The 17555-nt window shown below is 60.6% G+C and carries 15 protein-coding genes and 2 tRNA genes; 13 read left to right on the top strand and 4 right to left on the bottom strand.

Going from position 1 to position 17555, the window contains the following annotated elements:
• Positions 1-203: 203 nt before the first annotated feature.
• The 6 genes from B0E42_RS06155 to B0E42_RS06130 all read left to right on the top strand — a co-directional run bounded on the left by B0E42_RS06155 (position 204) and on the right by B0E42_RS06130 (position 7276).
• On the top strand, positions 204-2654 hold the full coding sequence (locus tag B0E42_RS06155) for a penicillin acylase family protein (RefSeq protein WP_077505983.1): 2451 nt from the start codon (positions 204-206) through the stop codon (positions 2652-2654).
• Between the two features lie 421 nt (positions 2655-3075).
• Positions 3076-3858, top strand: coding sequence for a transporter substrate-binding domain-containing protein (locus B0E42_RS06150; RefSeq protein ID WP_018607777.1), 783 nt, complete (start codon positions 3076-3078; stop codon positions 3856-3858).
• A 58-nt stretch (positions 3859-3916) separates the two neighbouring features.
• Positions 3917-4645, top strand: a complete 729-nt coding sequence (locus tag B0E42_RS06145; protein WP_014336862.1) for an ABC transporter permease — start codon at positions 3917-3919, stop codon at positions 4643-4645.
• A complete protein-coding gene (locus tag B0E42_RS06140; RefSeq protein WP_018607780.1) occupies positions 4642-5352 on the top strand; it encodes an ABC transporter permease in 711 nt (236 codons plus the stop codon). The genes B0E42_RS06145 and B0E42_RS06140 overlap by 4 nt, the downstream gene beginning before the upstream one ends.
• Positions 5353-5379: 27 nt before the next feature.
• A complete protein-coding gene (locus B0E42_RS06135; protein ID WP_077505981.1) occupies positions 5380-6498 on the top strand; it encodes a succinylglutamate desuccinylase/aspartoacylase family protein in 1119 nt (372 codons plus the stop codon).
• Positions 6499-6511: 13 nt separating this feature from the next.
• Positions 6512-7276 (top strand): ABC transporter ATP-binding protein, encoded by a 765-nt coding sequence (locus B0E42_RS06130; RefSeq protein WP_014336859.1) that lies wholly within the window; start codon positions 6512-6514, stop codon positions 7274-7276.
• A gap of 782 nt (positions 7277-8058) precedes the next feature.
• Here B0E42_RS06130 and B0E42_RS06125 read toward each other — a convergent pair.
• A complete protein-coding gene (locus tag B0E42_RS06125; RefSeq protein WP_018607786.1) occupies positions 8059-8265 on the bottom strand; it encodes a hypothetical protein in 207 nt (68 codons plus the stop codon).
• A gap of 99 nt (positions 8266-8364) precedes the next feature.
• Positions 8365-8931 carry a dCTP deaminase gene (dcd, locus tag B0E42_RS06120; RefSeq protein ID WP_003184751.1) on the bottom strand — a complete coding sequence of 189 codons (567 nt, stop codon included), beginning with the start codon at positions 8929-8931 and terminating at the stop codon, positions 8365-8367.
• A 354-nt stretch (positions 8932-9285) separates the two neighbouring features.
• Here dcd and B0E42_RS06115 point away from each other — a divergent pair, with 354 nt between their 5' ends.
• Positions 9286-9495: a cold-shock protein gene (locus tag B0E42_RS06115; RefSeq protein WP_002554837.1), complete on the top strand. Its 210-nt coding sequence runs from the start codon at positions 9286-9288 to the stop codon at positions 9493-9495.
• Positions 9496-9689: 194 nt separating this feature from the next.
• On the opposite strand, the gene B0E42_RS06110 is transcribed toward B0E42_RS06115, so the two are convergent.
• Positions 9690-10697, bottom strand: coding sequence for a DUF481 domain-containing protein (locus B0E42_RS06110; protein WP_024619906.1), 1008 nt, complete (start codon positions 10695-10697; stop codon positions 9690-9692).
• A 157-nt stretch (positions 10698-10854) separates the two neighbouring features.
• Here B0E42_RS06110 and B0E42_RS06105 point away from each other — a divergent pair, with 157 nt between their 5' ends.
• From B0E42_RS06105 to B0E42_RS06090, 4 genes are all read left to right on the top strand, one after another.
• The gene (locus B0E42_RS06105) at positions 10855-11208 is read left to right on the top strand and encodes an MGMT family protein (RefSeq protein WP_018607862.1); all 354 of its coding nucleotides are present in this window, start codon (positions 10855-10857) and stop codon (positions 11206-11208) included.
• Between the two features lie 44 nt (positions 11209-11252).
• Positions 11253-12812, top strand: coding sequence for an AmpG family muropeptide MFS transporter (locus tag B0E42_RS06100; protein WP_018607864.1), 1560 nt, complete (start codon positions 11253-11255; stop codon positions 12810-12812).
• Positions 12813-12941: 129 nt separating this feature from the next.
• Positions 12942-14657 (top strand): proline--tRNA ligase, encoded by a 1716-nt coding sequence (locus B0E42_RS06095; RefSeq protein ID WP_018607866.1) that lies wholly within the window; start codon positions 12942-12944, stop codon positions 14655-14657.
• Between the two features lie 17 nt (positions 14658-14674).
• Complete coding sequence (locus B0E42_RS06090; RefSeq protein ID WP_018607868.1) at positions 14675-15628, top strand: hypothetical protein; 954 nt, start codon at positions 14675-14677, stop codon at positions 15626-15628.
• A 174-nt stretch (positions 15629-15802) separates the two neighbouring features.
• Here B0E42_RS06090 and dinB read toward each other — a convergent pair whose 3' ends face one another.
• The gene (dinB, locus tag B0E42_RS06085; RefSeq protein WP_077505979.1) at positions 15803-16864 is read right to left on the bottom strand and encodes a DNA polymerase IV; all 1062 of its coding nucleotides are present in this window, start codon (positions 16862-16864) and stop codon (positions 15803-15805) included.
• A gap of 282 nt (positions 16865-17146) precedes the next feature.
• On the opposite strand from dinB, the gene B0E42_RS06080 reads away from it, so the two are divergent.
• Both B0E42_RS06080 and B0E42_RS06075 read left to right on the top strand, forming a co-directional pair.
• Positions 17147-17223: transfer RNA gene (locus B0E42_RS06080), tRNA-Met, on the top strand.
• Positions 17224-17455: 232 nt separating this feature from the next.
• Positions 17456-17532: transfer RNA gene (locus B0E42_RS06075), tRNA-Met, on the top strand.
• Positions 17533-17555: the final 23 nt, after the last annotated feature.

Below are 17555 nucleotides of genomic sequence, written 5' to 3'. Positions count from 1 at the left end.
TTTTCTCTTGTTCAGTCATTGGGTCCCCCTCCACTTTGAGCATCAGGGCTTCTTTCAAGCAAGTCTTTGGGCAGGCTGCCCCCGTAAACCGGGGTTTCATCGCCAAATCAACAAATAACCCTCGCCCCCGCTTGCGCGGCCCCCGCCTGCTCACTAACGTAGCGCCTTTATTGGTGCCACCCCCCTCCCGCAGGAGCTTTGCCATGGCCTCGCCAGCCTCTACTTCCCTTATTCCCCGGCTCGGCGTTGCCGCCGCAGTGGCCAGTGTGCTCGGTTTGAGCGGATGCCAGACCTGGAATGCCCAGGACACTGTCCCGCCGACTTCCGGCGTGCAGCCGCTCAAGGGGCTGGCGCAGAACGTCTCGGTCCGGCGCAATGCCACGGGCATGCCGCTGATCGAAAGCAACAGCTTCCATGACGCCCTGTTCACCCTCGGCTACGTCCACGCCAGCGATCGCATCACCCAGATGGTCACCCTGCGCCTGCTGGCCCAGGGGCGGCTGGCAGAGATGTCCGGCGCCGAACGGCTGGACGTCGACCGCTACATGCGCGCCGTCAACCTGAAGAAAAACGCCGACGAGCTGTACAAGGCGTCTTCGCCACGACTCAAGCGCTTCTTCGAAGTCTATGCCCGCGGCGTCAACGCCTACCTGTTCCGCTACCGCGACAAGTTGCCGTCGGACCTGGCCGCCACCGGTTACAAACCCGAATACTGGAAACCGGAAGACTCGGCGCTGATGTTCTGCCTGCTGAATTTCAGCCAGTCGGCCAACCTGCCGGAAGAAATCGCCAGCCTGGTACTGGCCCAGACCGTCACCAACGACAAACTCGCCTGGCTGAACCCGTCCTATCCAGACGAACCACTGCCCGTGGCGGAGGCCGACAAACTCCAGGGCTTGCGGCTCAACGGCCAGATTCCAGGCCTGAACGAGATCAGCAAGGCCACCCGCCAGTTGGCCGAGCTGAACCTTTTGAGCGCTGCGTCTTCGAGTAACTGGGCCATCGCGCCGCAACGCAGCCGCAGCGGCAAAAGCCTGCTGGCCAGCGACAGCCATGGGCCGCTGGGCATGCCGGGGCTGTGGAGCCCCGTACAGATCCGCGCGCCCAAGTACCAGGCGGCCGGGATTTCCGTGGCGGGCATCCCGATGATCCTGGCCGGGTTCAACGGCAAAGTGGCCTGGAGCATGACCAGCGTACTGGGGGACAACCAGGACCTGTTCCTGGAAAAAATTCGCCGCCAGGGCAACAGCCTGTCCTATGAAGTCAACGGCAAATGGCAGCCGGCAATCGTGCGCAACGAAACCTATTTCATCAAAGGCCAGCGGCCGATTCGTGAAGCGGTGTTCGAGACCCGCCACGGCCCGCTGCTCAACAGCGCCCAGGGCCCGGCCATGACCAACGGCTTTGGCCTGGCCTTGCAGACGCCAAGCTTCAGCGACGACAAGACCCTGGATGCCTTCTTCGACCTGTCCCGGGCACAGAACGTCGAGAAAGCCTCCGACGCCAGCCGGGAAATCCGCGCCATGGCCGTGAACCTGGTATTTGCCGACGCCAGCCATATCGGTTGGCAAGTCACCGGTCGCTATCCAAACCGCCGTGAAGGCGAAGGCCTGTTGCCGTCGCCGGGCTGGGACGGTCGCTACGATTGGGACGGTTACGCCGACCCCATGCTGCACCCCTACGATCAGGACCCGGCCCAGGGCTGGCTTGGCACGGCCAACCAACGGGTCATTCCCCACGGCTATGGCATGCAGTTGTCCAACTCCTGGGCCGCACCGGAGCGTGGCGAACGCATGGCCGAACTGGCCGGCGCGGGCAAGCACGACACCCGCAGCCTGACCGCCATGCAATACGACCAGGGCACGACCTTCGCGGCCAAGCTCAAGAAAGTTTTCGAGGCACCGGGCATGGCCCAGCCGCTCAAACAGGCGATCGAAGCCCTGCCGGTGGCTGACCGGGCCAAAGCCCACGAGGCCTATACCCGCTTGATGGCATTCGATGGCCGGCTCAGCCCGACCTCCACCGACGCGGCGATCTATGAGCTGTTCCTGCAGGAAAGCATGAAGCAGATTTTCCTCGACGATCTGGGCCCGGACAGCAGCCCGGCGTGGCAGGCGCTGGTTGCCAACGGCCAATTGTCCTACTCGGCCCAGGCCGATCATCTGCTGGGGCGTGAAGACAGCCCGTTCTGGGACGATGTGCGCACACCTCAGAAAGAAGACAAGGCCGTCATCCTCGCCCGCAGCCTGGCCGCCACCATCAGCGCCGGTGAAAGCCAGTTGGGCGGTGACCACAAGGCTTGGCAGTGGGGCCAGTTGCATCGCTACGCGTGGAAGAACAGCAACGGCCACATCGTACGCGGCCCGCTGCCGGCCGGTGGCGACGCCAGCACGCTCAACACCGCAGCGTTCGCAGGGGGGCAGGATTTCAACACCACCCTGGCACCAGCCATGCGCTTTATCGTCGACTTCGGCCAGCCTGAACCATTGATGATCCAGGACGGCGCCGGACAGTCCGGCAACCCGGTCAGCCCGAACTATGCCAATGGCATCGATCCGTGGATCAAGGGGCAGTACCAGAGCTTGCCGTTGCAATCGCAGAATTTTGATCGGGGCTATGGCAAGACGCGGTTGACCCTGGTGCCTGGTAAGTAACAGCAGGCTGTTCATTGCCCTGTAGGAGCTGCCGAAGGCTGCGATCTTTTGATCTTTTGATCTTTCGCTTGAGATTCAAGCGTCAGGGGAAAGATCGCAGCCTCGTTGCACTCGTCAGCTCCTACAGCTCCAACTTGCCTGAATATCGTGATGCCTGGTTTCAGGGTCGCTATGCAGCCCGAGAATCCCCTCGCCACATGGGCTTTGCCCAGTAGAGCCTGCTCTATCCTGGTGCAGCTTTTGATGTACGCTCATCCCCGCGCACCATCGCATTCCGCTGCCTGCCGCCGAAGCTTTTAAAACACTTGTTCGGCACTCTGGTTCGGAAATTGCTACCTTTATGCCGTCATACCGTTCTCGCCTTCACCGGTAACAATACTTACGCGCCACAAGCGCTCATATTGGTTTTAGGGATTGAATAATGAAAAAAGCACTGCTGACCCTTTCTGCACTGGCGTTGTGCATGGCTGCTGGCGTCGCCACGGCCAAGGAATACAAGGAACTGCGTTTTGGTGTCGACCCTTCCTACGCCCCGTTTGAGTCCAAGGCCGCCGACGGCAGCCTGGTCGGTTTCGACATCGATCTGGGCAATGCGATCTGCGAAGAGCTGAAGGTCAAATGCAAATGGGTCGAAAGCGATTTCGACGGCATGATCCCGGGCCTCAAGGCCAATAAATTCGACGGCGTGATCTCCTCCATGACCGTTACCCCGGCCCGTGAAAAAGCCATCGACTTCTCCAGCGAGCTGTTCTCCGGCCCAACCGCCTATGTATTCAAGAAGGGCTCGGGCCTGAGCGAAGACGTTGCCTCGCTCAAAGGCAAGACCGTCGGCTACGAGCAAGGCACCATCCAGGAAGCCTATGCCAAGGCCGTGCTGGACAAGGCTGGCGTCAAGACCCAGGCCTACCAGAACCAGGACCAGGTTTATGCCGACCTGACCTCCGGCCGCCTCGACGCGGCGATCCAGGACATGCTGCAGGCAGAGCTGGGCTTCCTGAAGTCGCCAAAAGGTGAAGGCTACGAAGTCAGCAAGCCGGTGGACAGCGAACTGCTGCCATCCAAGACCGCCATCGGTATCAAGAAAGGTAACAGTGAGCTGAAGGCACTTTTGGATAAAGGTATCAAAGCGTTACACGACGACGGCAAGTACGCCGAGATCCAGAAAAAACACTTTGGCGATCTGAATCTGTACAGCGGCAAATAATGCGCTGCGCCCATCCGGTCTCGGATGGGCGCTTTTCTCCTGCCAAAGGCTTTCTTCCATGTTCGAACAACTCCTACAAAATCTGGGGCTCTCTGCCTTCAGCCTGCAGGGCTTTGGCCCGCTGCTGATGCAAGGCACCTGGATGACCATCAAGCTGTCGGCCCTGTCCCTGCTGTTGAGCGTCTTGCTCGGCCTGTTGGGCGCCAGCGCCAAGCTGTCCAGCGTCAAACTGCTGCGAATCCCTGCCCAGCTCTACACCACGCTGATCCGCGGCGTGCCGGACCTGGTGCTGATGCTGCTGATCTTCTACAGCCTGCAAACCTGGCTGACCTCGTTTACCGACTTCATGGAATGGGAATACATCGAGATCAACCCATTCGGCGCCGGGGTGATCACCCTGGGCTTCATCTATGGCGCGTACTTCACCGAAACCTTTCGCGGCGCGATCCTCTCGGTCCCCCGGGGCCAGGTCGAAGCCGCCACGGCCTACGGCCTCAAGCGTGGCCAGCGCTTTCGCTTCGTGGTGTTTCCACAAATGATGCGCTTCGCCCTGCCGGGTATCGGCAACAACTGGATGGTGATGCTCAAGGCCACCGCGCTGGTGTCGATCATCGGCCTGGCCGACCTGGTCAAGGCGGCCCAGGATGCGGGCAAGAGCACCTACCAATTGTTTTACTTCCTGGTACTGGCGGCATTGATCTATTTGCTGATCACCAGCGCGTCCAACGTCATCCTGCGCTGGCTTGAACGCCGTTACGCCGCCGGCGCCCGGGAGGCGGTGCGATGATCGAACTTCTGCAAGAATACTGGCGGCCATTCCTTTACAGCGATGGCGTCAACGTCACGGGCCTGGCGATGACCCTATGGCTGCTCAGCGCCTCGCTGCTGATCGGTTTCGTGGTGTCGATCCCGCTGTCCATCGCCCGGGTTTCACCCAAGTTCTACGTCCGCTGGCCGGTGCAGTTCTACACCTATCTGTTCCGGGGCACACCGCTCTATATCCAGTTGCTGATTTGCTACACCGGCATCTACAGCATCGCGGCGGTGCGCGCCCAACCCATGCTCGACAGCTTCTTTCGCGATGCGATGAACTGCACGATCCTCGCCTTCGCCTTGAACACCTGCGCCTACACCACGGAAATTTTCGCCGGGGCGATTCGCAGCATGAACCATGGCGAAGTGGAAGCAGCCAAGGCCTACGGCCTGACCGGTTGGAAGCTGTACACCTACGTGATCATGCCGTCGGCGCTACGCCGCTCGCTGCCGTATTACAGCAACGAAGTCATCTTGATGCTGCACTCGACGACCGTGGCATTCACCGCTACCGTTCCAGACGTGCTGAAAGTCGCCCGGGATGCCAACTCGGCGACGTTCCTGACGTTCCAGTCGTTCGGGATCGCCGCGTTGATCTACCTGACCGTCACCTTTGCACTGGTGGGCCTCTTCCGCCTCGCCGAACGCCGCTGGCTGGCCTTTCTCGGGCCGACCCACTAGGGCTTTTGTTCCAGGACACACACGCACATGCGCCACCAGATCCATGACCTGCTGGCCCCGGTACCGGGGACCGCACGCAAGATCCACAGCTTCCACTTCGGCCCGGAAAAAGCCGTCGGCAAAATCTATATCCAGGCGTCCCTGCACGCCGATGAACTGCCGGGCATGCTGGTCGCCTGGCATCTCAAGCAGCGCCTGGCCGAACTCGAAGCGTCGGGCCACCTGCGGCACGAGATCGTGCTGGTGCCCGTCGCCAACCCCATCGGCCTCGAACAAGTGCTGATGGACGTGCCCCTGGGCCGCTACGAAGCCGAAAGCGGGCAGAACTTCAACCGCCGCTTCGTCGACCTGAGCGAAGAGATCGGCAACGAAATCCAGGACCTGCTCACCGACGATCCGCAGCACAACCTGATGCTGATCCGTACCAGCCTGCGCGATGCCCTCGCCCGACAGACCCCAGGCACGCAATTGCAATCCCTGCGCCTGGCCCTGCAGCGGCTGGCCTGCGACGCCGACATGGTGCTGGACCTGCATTGCGACTTCGAAGCCGTGGCCCACCTCTACACCACGCCCGAAGCCTGGCCACAGGTCGAGCCGCTGGCCCGCTACATCGGTGCCGAGGCCAGCCTGCTGGCGACCGATTCGGGCGGCCAATCGTTCGACGAATGCTTCACCCTGCTCTGGTGGCAACTCAAGGAACGCTTCGGCGAACACTTCGAGATTCCCCTGGGCAGTTTTTCGGTCACTGTGGAATTGCGTGGTCAGGGTGACGTCAACCACGGGCTGGCGAGCCTCGACTGCCAGGCCTTGATCCAATACCTGATCCGTTTCGGCGCCATCGACGGCGAACCGACGCCCATGCCCGAGCTGCCCTACCCGGCCACGCCGCTGGCCGCGGTCGAGCCGGTGGCGACGCCCGTGGGTGGGTTGCTGGTCTACAGCGCGCTGCCCGGCGAATACCTGGAGGCGGGGCAACTGATCGCGGAAGTCATCGACCCGGTCAACGATACCGTCACCCCCGTTCATTGCCGTAACGCCGGGCTGCTGTACGCCCGTTCGCTGCGCCGCATGGCCACGGCCGGCATGGTGATCGCCCATGTCGCCGGCACCGAAGCCTACCGCAGCGGCTACCTACTTTCGCCTTGAGGATGCATGCTCCATGTACAAACTGACCATCGAAGGCCTGCACAAAAGCTATGGCGAACATGAAGTGCTCAAGGGCGTTTCGCTCAAGGCCAAGACCGGCGACGTCATCAGCCTCATCGGCGCCAGCGGCTCGGGTAAAAGTACCTTTCTGCGCTGCATCAACTTCCTGGAACAACCCAACGACGGCGCCATGAGCCTGGACGGCCAGCCGATCCGGATGATCAAGGACCGCCACGGCATGCACGTGGCCGACGCCGACGAACTGCAGCGCCTGCGCACGCGCCTGGCCATGGTGTTCCAGCACTTCAACCTGTGGAGCCACATGAGCGTGCTGGAGAACATCACCATGGCGCCGCGCCGGGTGTTGGGGGTGAGCAAGCAGGAAGCGGATGACCGCGCCCGTCGTTACCTCGACAAGGTCGGCTTGCCGGCACGCGTCGCCGAGCAATACCCGGCGTTCCTCTCCGGCGGCCAGCAACAGCGCGTGGCCATTGCCCGCGCCCTGGCGATGGAGCCGGAGGTGATGCTGTTCGACGAGCCCACCTCGGCCCTGGACCCGGAGCTGGTGGGCGAAGTGCTGAAGGTGATCCAGGGCCTGGCTGAGGAAGGCCGGACCATGATCATGGTGACCCACGAAATGAGCTTCGCCCGCAAAGTCTCGAACCAGGTGCTGTTCCTGCACCAGGGCCTGGTGGAAGAAGAAGGCAGGCCGGAAGACGTATTGGGCAATCCCACCAGCGAACGGCTCAAGCAGTTTCTCAGTGGCAACCTGAAATAAATTCCGGACTCCCCTGAAAAGCAGCGCCTGGCGCCAATGCCTGTCAGTTAGGAACAAACGGCATAAATCCTGTGGGAGCAAAGCTTGCTCGCGATAGCGGCAGAGTCGCCAATATCTTAGTCGGCTGGCTTACCGCAATCGCGAGCAAGCTTTGCTCCCACGGGTTTGCGGCTTAACTGACTGGCATTCGGCGCCAGGCGCTGCTTTTGTGGCGAGGGAGCTTGCTCCCGCTGGAGGCGCAGCCTCCCCTTGCAGCGTGTCATCCAGATCCAGGGGGCCGCTTCGCAGCCCAGCGGGAGCAAGCTCTCATGGAACAAATTACAACTTGCTGATTTTTAATAAAAAAATTTCTGCTGAAATAAATCGGCCATGTGTCTCAGGTAGGTAAGAACACTCCCTTTGTGGCGAGGGGATTTATCCCCGCTGGGCTGCGCAGCAGCCCCCAAAACCAGGCAACTCGGTGTGCCAGGAAGATTGAGTTGACTGCTTTAGGGCCGCTGCGCGCCCCAGCGGGGATAAATCCCCTCGCCACAGGGCCTTGTTCCCTGCCCGACAGCGCAGCGTCGAAGACGCGGCGGGGGCTCCCTCGCCACAAAAGCACGCTCGCCACGATATCTTGCATAAGACCTTTCGCATCCCGCCATGGTCGTCACTGGAGAAGGACTTCCAGGACGCACACGGCAGGCATGGCGACATCCAACAACTTCGCAAATCAGTGATTCAGTACCTATTAACGAAATATGGCCCGTGGCCTGAAAAAACAGGCCACGGGCCATGGTTCATCAGGCAACAGGCGCAGGAGGCGGCTCGTCCGGCAGGGTAGGTTCGCCCGGTTCGGTAGGCTGTTCGTTGGGGGAGTCAGGATCGGGTTGGCCGGGGATGCCACCCGCCGCTTCGACAGGATGGGCCAGCAACGACCAGGCCATGACGCCGATCTGGTTGGGCTCAAGCCTTGCCAGTTCGGCACTGATTCGCGGATCGATCTTCATAGAGCAACTCCTGGGCGAAGCCCGTTGCGCTGACGCAAAAACGGGCAGTACACGCAATAGAGTGTCTGCCCGCCCAGGAATTCCAACAGTTCGTCAGAATCAGGTACGCGGCAGCGTCACACCGCGCTGGCCCTGGTACTTGCCGCCACGATCCTTGTAGGAAACTTCACACTCTTCATCGGATTCCAGGAACAGCATCTGCGCCACACCCTCGTTGGCGTAGATCTTCGCCGGCAGGGTCGTAGTGTTGGAAAATTCCAGGGTCACGTGACCTTCCCACTCGGGTTCCAGCGGCGTGACGTTGACGATGATGCCGCAACGGGCGTAGGTGCTCTTGCCCAGGCAGATGGTCAGTACGTTGCGCGGAATGCGGAAGTACTCGACGGTGCGGGCCAGGGCGAAGGAGTTCGGCGGGATGATGCAAACGTCGCTCTTGACGTCGACGAAGCTCTTCTCGTCGAAATTCTTCGGGTCGACGGTAGCCGAATTGATGTTGGTGAACACCTTGAATTCGTCGGCGCAGCGCACGTCGTAGCCGTAGCTGGAGACACCGAAGGAGATCAGCCGGTCGGCGCCTTCGCCACGCATCTGGCGTTCGACGAAGGGCTCGATCATGCCGTGCTCTTGCGCCATGCGGCGAATCCACTTGTCCGATTTGATGCTCATGGCGGTTTCCTGAAATAGCGAGGTGGAAAAAATACGTCCGGCATCTTACCGGGGCGCGGGGCAGGGTTCAAAGCACGGCGCGCAAATCTCGCCGATCCACCTTGATTTCCGGGTCCTGCCGGCCATCGCCAGCGCCGTCAGTCACCAAATAAGAGAAACCTTCGCAAAGACCATTGGCACATTCTGGAAAAAGGGTTAAGGTGGCGCCACTGTGTTGCTTGTGTCACTGAGAATCTCTACACGATATGTTGAATTTCGATCCAACCATCTACAAGAATTTTTCCTGCTCTTTGCACTCAGTCTCGGCCAGGGTTCTTCCTGAGTCGCAGTTATCTTTGTTCAAGGAGTTACACCATGTCTAATCGCCAAACCGGTACCGTTAAGTGGTTCAACGATGAAAAAGGCTTCGGCTTCATCACCCCACAATCCGGTGACGACCTGTTCGTTCACTTCAAAGCTATCCAATCCGACGGCTTCAAAAGCCTGAAAGAAGGCCAACAGGTTTCTTTCATCGCTACCCGCGGTCAGAAAGGCATGCAAGCTGAAGAAGTTCAAGTTATCTAACTTGTCCTTGCTTTAGTAAAAGGCCCCGCCCTCAAAAGCGGGGCTTTTTTGTGCCTGTCAGTTTTGCAGGCACAAAAAATAATGTGGGAGCAGGCTTGCTCGCGAAAGCGGTGAATCAGCAACATGTTCGTTGACTGACACACCACTTTCGCGAGCAAGCCCGCTCCCACATTGACTTGTTGGTCAGCCCGGGGTTACCAGGTCACGCCAAACCCGGCCGTGTAACGCGTCTTGCTCAAGTCGCTGTCTTCGGTGCCCTCGATGACATCCTTCTCTGCCTTGAGATTGAGCGACGCCCAGTCGGTGACCTTGTAGCGCAGCCCCATCTCGGCGTCATAGGCGTAATCCGCCACGCCGGACAGCGGCTTGCCCACTTCGCCATTGGTGAAGAACTCGACGCGCTTGCCAATCAGGTAGCGGTTGTAGTCCCACTTCATGGCCACGGAATAGAAGTTGTCCGTTCCACCGTCGCGGTATTCATAGTCGGTGCGGTTGAGCAGAGAGCCCAACGAGAAAGCCCCCAACTCGTCATCCCAGAACTGGTAGCCCGGACCGGTACCCACCACGCGCTGGCGCGCCAGGTCTTCGACTTTGTCACGTTTGTAGTTCAAGCGGCCTTGCCAGAACCACTTGTCGGTGATGAACCGGTCGAGGGAATACTCCAGGCGCCAGTTATCGGCGGAAACCACATCATCCTGGAATTCACGGTTGTATTCGCCTTCGGCGGTGTGCCGCCATCTGCCGTGGCGCGCCGAGGTCTTGAAATCGACGTCGTAATCGTCGGTGTCTTTTTCCGCACGCTGATAATCCAGCGCGGCATCGATATTGCCCTTCCACACCAGGTCCTCGACCACCGGTTTGGGTTTGAGGATCTGCTGGATACTGGCCAGCTCAACGGTCTTAGGCGCATCACCGTTGGCCAAGGTGACCTTGCCATCCTCGGCCGCCTGCAACGCTTTGGCCTTCTCGCCGGTGTAGGCATCCTGCTTGACCAGGAGCTGCTGGTCACTCTCCAGGGTCTTGACCTGTTTCCAGTCGATGGGAATCGCACCGGCGTAATCGGTCTGGATCAGCAACTTGCCGCCATCGAAAACGGTAATCTTGCCACTGAGTTTGTCCCCATTCTTCAACCAGACAGTGTCGGCAAGCAAGGGCATGGAGGCGCTGGCCACAGCCAGGCATAGCAGGGTTCTAGACAACATAAGCGATAAAGGGCTCAAGTTTGCGGTGAAAAGGCGGCATTATCCCCCAGGATGACACCTCAGCAACGACTGACCTGTGTAGGACTGATGAGTTCATTTTTCAACCAGTCCTGTAGGAATTAATCTACAGACGGACACCCACTCAGGAACCCTCTACGTGACTGACACCCCAGCGGGCACCGAGAACGCCGCCCAAATCCGCCGCACCACCCTTTACCTGACCCTGGCACAAGTGCCGGCAGGCAAGGTGGTCACCTATGGCCAACTCGCTGAAATGGCCGGCCTGGGCCGCGCGGCGCGCTGGGTCGGGCGAACCCTCAGCCAGTTGCCGAACGACACCAAGCTGCCCTGGCACCGGGTCTTGGCTGCCGGCGGTCGGATCAGCCTGCCGGCGGGCAGCGCCTCAGGCGATGAACAGCGCGCCCGCCTGCGCCTGGAAGGGATCAGTGTCCTGAACAATCGTGTTGATATTCAGCGCCATGGCTGGCGCCCGGTAGAGCACAGCGGTTAGAGTGCGCGCTTTGTTTTCGCAATTTTTGAGGCAGACTCCAGCCCATGCCCCGTAAAACCTGGCGCGCCGCCCTCGCCGCCTATGCCAGCCCTTCGACGCTCGTGCTGTTGCTGCTTGGCTTCGCCGCCGGCTTGCCATACATGCTGGTGTTTTCCACGCTTTCGGTCTGGTTGCGCGAAGCCGGCGTCGCCCGCGAAACCATTGGCTACGCGAGCCTGATCGGCCTGGCGTATGCCTTTAAATGGGTCTGGTCGCCACTGCTCGACCAATGGCGCCTGCCCTTGCTGGGCAAACTGGGGCGTCGCCGTTCGTGGCTGGTGCTCTCCCAGGCCCTGGTGATCCTTGGCCTGATCGGCATGGGTTTCTGCGACCCACAAAAGCACCTGTCATGGTTGATCGCCATCGCCGTCATCGTCGCCTTCGCTTCTGCAACGCAGGACATCGCCGTCGACGCCTATCGCCTGGAGATCGCCGACGACACCCGCCAGGCCGCCCTCGCCGCCAGCTACATGTCCGGCTACCGCATCGCCGCGCTGCTGGCCACCGCTGGCGCCCTGTTCTTCGCCGAAGGGTTTGGCTCCACCGGTTTCAACTACAAACACTCGGCCTGGGCCGGCACCTACCTGCTGTTCGGCGCATTGATGGTCCCGGCGTTGCTGACCTCGCTGTTCATGCGCGAGCCGCCGGTGCCGCTGCGCACCCAATTGCAGGCCGGACGCTACACGTTCGTGCATCAACTGGCGTCGGTATTCGTGCTGATCGTGCTGCTGGTGTCCGTCCCGGCGATGTTCACCCAGCTCTACAACACCGACTTCGCCAGCGTACTGTTCGAGGGCGTCAGCCTGCTCGACCTGCTGCTCGAAGACCGCGCGTTCCTGCGGGCCATCCTCTATATCATCCTGACGGCCCTGTGCCTGTCGGCCATGGGCCGCCGAGGGCTGGCGCCGGTGCTGACGCCGGTCAACGACTTCATCCTGCGCTACCGCTGGCAAGCCTTGCTGCTGCTCGGGCTGATCGCAACCTATCGGATGTCCGACACGGTCATGGGCGTCATGGCCAACGTGTTCTACATCGACCAGGGCTTCACCAAGGACCAGATCGCCAGCGTCAGCAAGATTTTCGGGCTGATCATGACCCTCGTCGGCGCCGGCATGGGCGGCCTGCTGATCGTGCGCTTCGGCATCCTGCCAATTCTGTTCATCGGCGGCGCGGCCTCGGCCGGCACCAATATCCTCTTCCTGATGCTCGCCGACATGGGCGCCAACGTACAGATGCTGATTGTCACCATTTCCCTGGACAACTTCAGCTCCGGCCTGGCCACGTCAGCGTTCGTCGCCTACCTGTCGAGCCTGACCAACCTGAAATTCTCCGCCACCCAATACGCCCTGCTCAGCTCGATCATGCTGCTGCTGCCGCGCTTGATCGGTGGTTATTCAGGGGTGATGGTGGAGAAGTTCGGCTATCACAAATTCTTCCTGATCACCGCATTGCTTGGCGTTCCGACCCTGCTGCTGATCGCCCTGCACTGGTTCCAGGAGAACCGTCGCCAGGATTCGGCACCCACTGCGGAACCGACGCCCACCCGGCCTGCGGAAGAGTCGTAGGAAACTTCAGAAAACGCCGGGGAAACCGGCGTTCGCAGCGGGCGACCGGCCACGCGCCTGTACGCCAGGGCATCTCGCCCGTACAATGCTCCGTCACTTCTCGTCATCAGCAACCGACAACGGCCAACCATGCGCACCAGTCAATATTTGCTCGCCACACAGAAAGAAACGCCTTCCGACGCCGTCGTGATCAGCCATCAGTTGATGCTGCGTGCCGGCATGATCCGCAAACTCGCCTCGGGCCTGTACACCTGGCTGCCGATGGGCCTGCGGGTCATGCGCAAGGTGGAAGCCATTGTTCGCGAAGAGATGGACGCCGCTGGTTCCCTGGAAGTGTTGATGCCGGGCACCCAACCGGCCGAGCTGTGGCAGGAGTCAGGACGCTGGGAAGAATACGGCCCTGAGCTGCTGCGCATCAAAGACCGTCACGGTCGCGACTTCTGTGCAGGCCCGACCCACGAAGAAGTGATCACCGACCTGATGCGCAACGAGTTGAGCAGCTACAAGCAGCTGCCGATCAACCTGTACCAGATCCAGACCAAATTCCGTGACGAAATCCGTCCACGCTTCGGCCTGATGCGCGGTCGCGAATTCATCATGAAGGACGCCTACTCGTTCCACACCGACCTGGCCTCGCTGCAAGTCACCTACGACCGCATGCACCAGGCATATTGCAACGTGTTCACCCGCCTGGGCCTGAAATTCCGCCCGGTTGAAGCCGACAACGGCTCCATCGGCGGTGCCGGCTCCCACGAGTTCCACGTGCTGGCCGAGTCTGGCGAAGACGACATCGTCTTCAGCAATGGCTCCGACTACGCCGCCAACATCGAGAAAGCCGAAGCCGTGCCACGGGAAACCTCCCGCGCCGCGCCGACCGAAGAGTTGCGCCTGGTAGACACGCCGAACGCCAAGACCATTGCCCAGTTGGTGGAAGGCTACGACCTGCCGATCGAGCGCACCATCAAGACCCTGATCGTGCGAGCCGAAGAGGAAGGCAAGCTGATTGCCCTGATCGTCCGTGGTGACCACGAGCTCAATGAAATCAAGGCCGCCAACCAGCCTGGCGTCGCCAGCCCGCTGGTCATGGCCACCGAAGCCGACCTGCGCGACGCCATTGGCGCCGGTGCCGGCTCCCTCGGCCCATTGAACCTGCCACTGCCGATCATCATCGATCGCTCGGTGGAGTTGATGAGCGATTTCGCCATCGGCGCCAACGTCGACGACAAGCATTACTTTGGCGTGAACTGGGAACGCGACCTGCCGGTTCCAACCGTCGCGGACCTGCGCAATGTCGTGGCCGGCGACCCGAGCCCGGACGGCAAGGGCACCCTGGAAATCAAGCGGGGCATCGAAGTCGGGCACATCTTCCAGCTGGGCAACAAGTACAGCAAGGCGATGAAGTGCGAAGTGCTGGGCGAGAACGGCAAGCCGGTCACCCTGGAAATGGGTTGCTACGGCATCGGCGTTTCCCGCGTGGTGGCTGCCGCCATCGAGCAGAACAACGACGAGAAAGGCATCATCTGGAGTGACACGCTGGCGCCTTTCCAGATTGCCCTGGTACCGCTGCGCTATGAAACCGACCAGGTGCGTGAAGCCACCGACAAGCTCTATGCCGAACTGACGGCCGCCGGCTTTGAAGTGCTGCTGGACGACCGCGACAAGAAAACCAGCCCCGGCATCAAGTTCGCGGACATGGAACTGATCGGCATCCCGCATCGGATCGTCGTCAGTGACCGTGGCCTGGCCGAAGGCAACCTGGAATACAAGAGCCGCACCGAGGCCGAGCCGCAAGCGCTGCCGGTCGCCGACGTGCTGTCGTTCCTCCAGGCCCGTATCCGCCGCTGACACCAGATAGAGACGTCATGTTCAAGCGAAACACCTTAGGCCTCGGTGGCGCCGCCCTGTGCGGCGCCCTGCTGGTCAGCGGCTGTGCCAACCAAATGTCACAACGCAGCGAGCACGAAGAGCGGGTCGAGCGAAAATTGCTCGACCATAGCCTGCAGATCGATGTGGGCGACCCCAAGGTGCTCGACCTGCCGCAGCGTCGGGTGCGCATCAATGAGCAGAAGACCTTCGAAGTCACCGAATTCGAGGTCACTCGCCATTACGATCGCTATACGCCGTACCAACCCTGGCGGGAGATTTACGAGATCCCCCTGGGCGCGGTGGCCGTGGTGGCCGGTGTCGGCGCGAACGTGGTCAATGTGTTCGCCCTCGGCAACCTGCCGGACACCGCGACCCGTGACTGGATCAGCTACGGTTTCGCCGGGCTCAACCCATTCATGAACGTCCCCTCCCATGGCCGCGCCCAACAGAACCTGGCGGGCATCGACGAAGTCCAGCGCGACAAGCGCACGGAACACTCGAGCCTGCCCTGGAGCGAACGCCCCGTGGAGGTCAAGGCCGCCCGACAGACCTTCGAGCTGAGCACTGACCGTAACGGCGTGCTGCGCTTGAACCTGCTGGAAAGCCCGTTCGCCGAGCAGGACCTGAGCCAGTTCGGCAAATTGCAGATCAGCGTGACGGATGCCCAGGACGAGGTGCACACCGACTCATCCCTGAGCATCAGCAGTACTTTGCGCAGCAAGCTGGTGGAAGCCCACGCGCTGATCTACGACGACCTGGAAGACGACGAGGTGAGCCAGTGGGTTCATCGGGTCAAGCGCCTGTCGGAGCTTGGACTTGAGGAAGAGGCCAGCGAACTGGAGCAGAGCCTGATCGAACTGACGCGTAATGATCCGGAGTTGCAGGCCGAATTCATGAAGGCCCTGACCAAGGATGGCGGGCGGTTGGTGGCGGATCCTGGCGCTAACTGAAATACCTCCTGTGGCAAGGGATTTTTGTGGTCGCAAGGCCTGTGGGAGCAAGGCTTGCCCGCGATGGCGGTCTCAAGGATGCCATCGCGAGCAAGCTTTGCTCCCACAAGACTCCCTAGCCACAAGACTCCCTAGCCACAAGAGCAAGGCAAGGCATTCCGCCAACCGACGCCCTCACCGCTCAAACAACTCCAACTGCTCAAACCCACCGCGCAAATCCTCCAGCCGCACCCCGATCCCCAATAACCGCACCGGCTTGCCGCCCCGGTTGAACGCCTGGGTCAATAACAGCTGGTAGCTGCCCAGGTCCCGCCCTGCCCCGGCCTGTTCCAATGTGGTTTGGGTGAAGTCGTGGAATTTCACCTTGACGAACGGCTTGCCCGGTCGATAACTGCTATCGATCCGCGCCATGCGCCCTTTCAGGGTTTCCATCAGCTCCGGCAGTTTGTCGAGGCAGCTCACCAGGTCGGGCAGGTCGACATCGTAGGTGTTTTCCACACTGATGGACTGCCGTCGACTGTCGTTGTGCACCAGACGCTCATCGATCCCACGAGCCAGGCTCCAAAGCCGCTCACCGAAACTGCCAAATTCGCGCACCAGCGCCAGCTTGTCCCATTGACGCAACTGCGAGCAATCGACGATGCCGAGCCGGTTCAACTTATCGGCGGTGACCTTTCCAACGCCGTGGAGCTTGCTGACCGGCAGGGCCGAGACAAAGTCCTCGACCTGGTCGGGGGTGATGACGAACAGCCCGTTGGGCTTTTTCCAGTCACTGGCGATCTTGGCCAGGAACTTGTTCGGCGCGACGCCAGCAGACACGGTGATGTGCAGCTGGTTGGAAACACGCCGGCGAATGTCCTGGGCGACGCGCGTGGCGCTGCCACCAAAATGGGCGCTGGCGGAGACGTCCAGGTAGGCCTCGTCCAAGGACAACGGCTCGATCAGGTCGGTGTAATCACTGAAAATCGTATGAATTTCCTTCGACGCTTCCCGATAGGCCTCCATTCGTGGCTTGACGATGGTGAGGTCCGGGCAAAGCTTCAAGGCGTGGCCGGAGGACATGGCCGAGCGCACCCCATAGGCCCGCGCTTCGTAGTTACAGGTGGCAATCACGCCCCGCCGATCCGCCGAGCCACCCACAGCCAAGGGCTTGCCGGCCAGCCGCGGGTCATCGCGCATCTCGATAGCGGCATAGAAACAGTCACAGTCGACATGGATGATTTTACGTTGCGTCATAGCAGAGCGGAGTGTGCGACAGATCGGGCCACCAGTATCGCACCAGCACCTGTATATAGCACCAGTAGTTTGAAAGATCCTTCGTTGAGACCCGAAAGGGCCTACACAAATTTACTTCTTCAATCGCAACGAGCCGGCCAATAGAGCCTCAGCCCTTGCCAGGCCTGCGTCACAGCGTTGTCACAATACCTTTCCCCAAGGCTAAGCGCTTGAAGCGGAACAGGTTTTTATGACGCCAGGGTTGACAGCGGCGCGATCCTCTGTAGAATGCCGCCACACAGACGCGGGATGGAGCAGTCTGGTAGCTCGTCGGGCTCATAACCCGAAGGTCGTCGGTTCAAATCCGGCTCCCGCAACCAAACATCAAAAAAGGCTACTCGAAAGAGTGGCCTTTTTTGTGCGTGCTCGTTTTCTGACTACCTGATCAGAGACTCGTCGCCTGCGACGCCCTACGCACAATGAGTTGTAGGACAATTTCCTTTAAATTCCGTGCATTTAGGAAGACAAGGGACGGATCGACGGTTTATTTGAGCCCATCGCCTTTTAACGGTTGACACTCGGGCGTTCGCCTGTAGAATGCCGCCACACAGACGCGGGATGGAGCAGTCTGGTAGCTCGTCGGGCTCATAACCCGAAGGTCGTCGGTTCAAATCCGGCTCCCGCAACCAAACACCAAGAAAGGCTACTCGAA

This window comes from Pseudomonas sp. A25(2017) (assembly GCF_002001065.1).
Lineage (GTDB): Bacteria > Pseudomonadota > Gammaproteobacteria > Pseudomonadales > Pseudomonadaceae > Aquipseudomonas > Aquipseudomonas kilonensis.
The sequence above is the reverse complement of the archived record's forward strand: the minus strand, read 5'-3'. Positions and strand labels throughout refer to the sequence as shown.

Coding starts and splice junctions, on each gene's coding strand:
- B0E42_RS06135 (WP_077505981.1), top strand. CDS start 5,380: ATGCGCCACCAGATCCATGACCTGCTGGCCCCGGTACCGGGGACCGCA.
- B0E42_RS06095 (WP_018607866.1), top strand. CDS start 12,942: ATGCGCACCAGTCAATATTTGCTCGCCACACAGAAAGAAACGCCTTCC.
- dcd (WP_003184751.1), bottom strand. CDS start 8,931: ATGAGCATCAAATCGGACAAGTGGATTCGCCGCATGGCGCAAGAGCAC.
- B0E42_RS06145 (WP_014336862.1), top strand. CDS start 3,917: ATGTTCGAACAACTCCTACAAAATCTGGGGCTCTCTGCCTTCAGCCTG.
- B0E42_RS06110 (WP_024619906.1), bottom strand. CDS start 10,697: ATGTTGTCTAGAACCCTGCTATGCCTGGCTGTGGCCAGCGCCTCCATG.
- B0E42_RS06140 (WP_018607780.1), top strand. CDS start 4,642: ATGATCGAACTTCTGCAAGAATACTGGCGGCCATTCCTTTACAGCGAT.
- dinB (WP_077505979.1), bottom strand. CDS start 16,864: ATGACGCAACGTAAAATCATCCATGTCGACTGTGACTGTTTCTATGCC.
- B0E42_RS06125 (WP_018607786.1), bottom strand. CDS start 8,265: ATGAAGATCGATCCGCGAATCAGTGCCGAACTGGCAAGGCTTGAGCCC.
- B0E42_RS06090 (WP_018607868.1), top strand. CDS start 14,675: ATGTTCAAGCGAAACACCTTAGGCCTCGGTGGCGCCGCCCTGTGCGGC.
- B0E42_RS06100 (WP_018607864.1), top strand. CDS start 11,253: ATGCCCCGTAAAACCTGGCGCGCCGCCCTCGCCGCCTATGCCAGCCCT.
- B0E42_RS06115 (WP_002554837.1), top strand. CDS start 9,286: ATGTCTAATCGCCAAACCGGTACCGTTAAGTGGTTCAACGATGAAAAA.
- B0E42_RS06150 (WP_018607777.1), top strand. CDS start 3,076: ATGAAAAAAGCACTGCTGACCCTTTCTGCACTGGCGTTGTGCATGGCT.
- B0E42_RS06155 (WP_077505983.1), top strand. CDS start 204: ATGGCCTCGCCAGCCTCTACTTCCCTTATTCCCCGGCTCGGCGTTGCC.
- B0E42_RS06130 (WP_014336859.1), top strand. CDS start 6,512: ATGTACAAACTGACCATCGAAGGCCTGCACAAAAGCTATGGCGAACAT.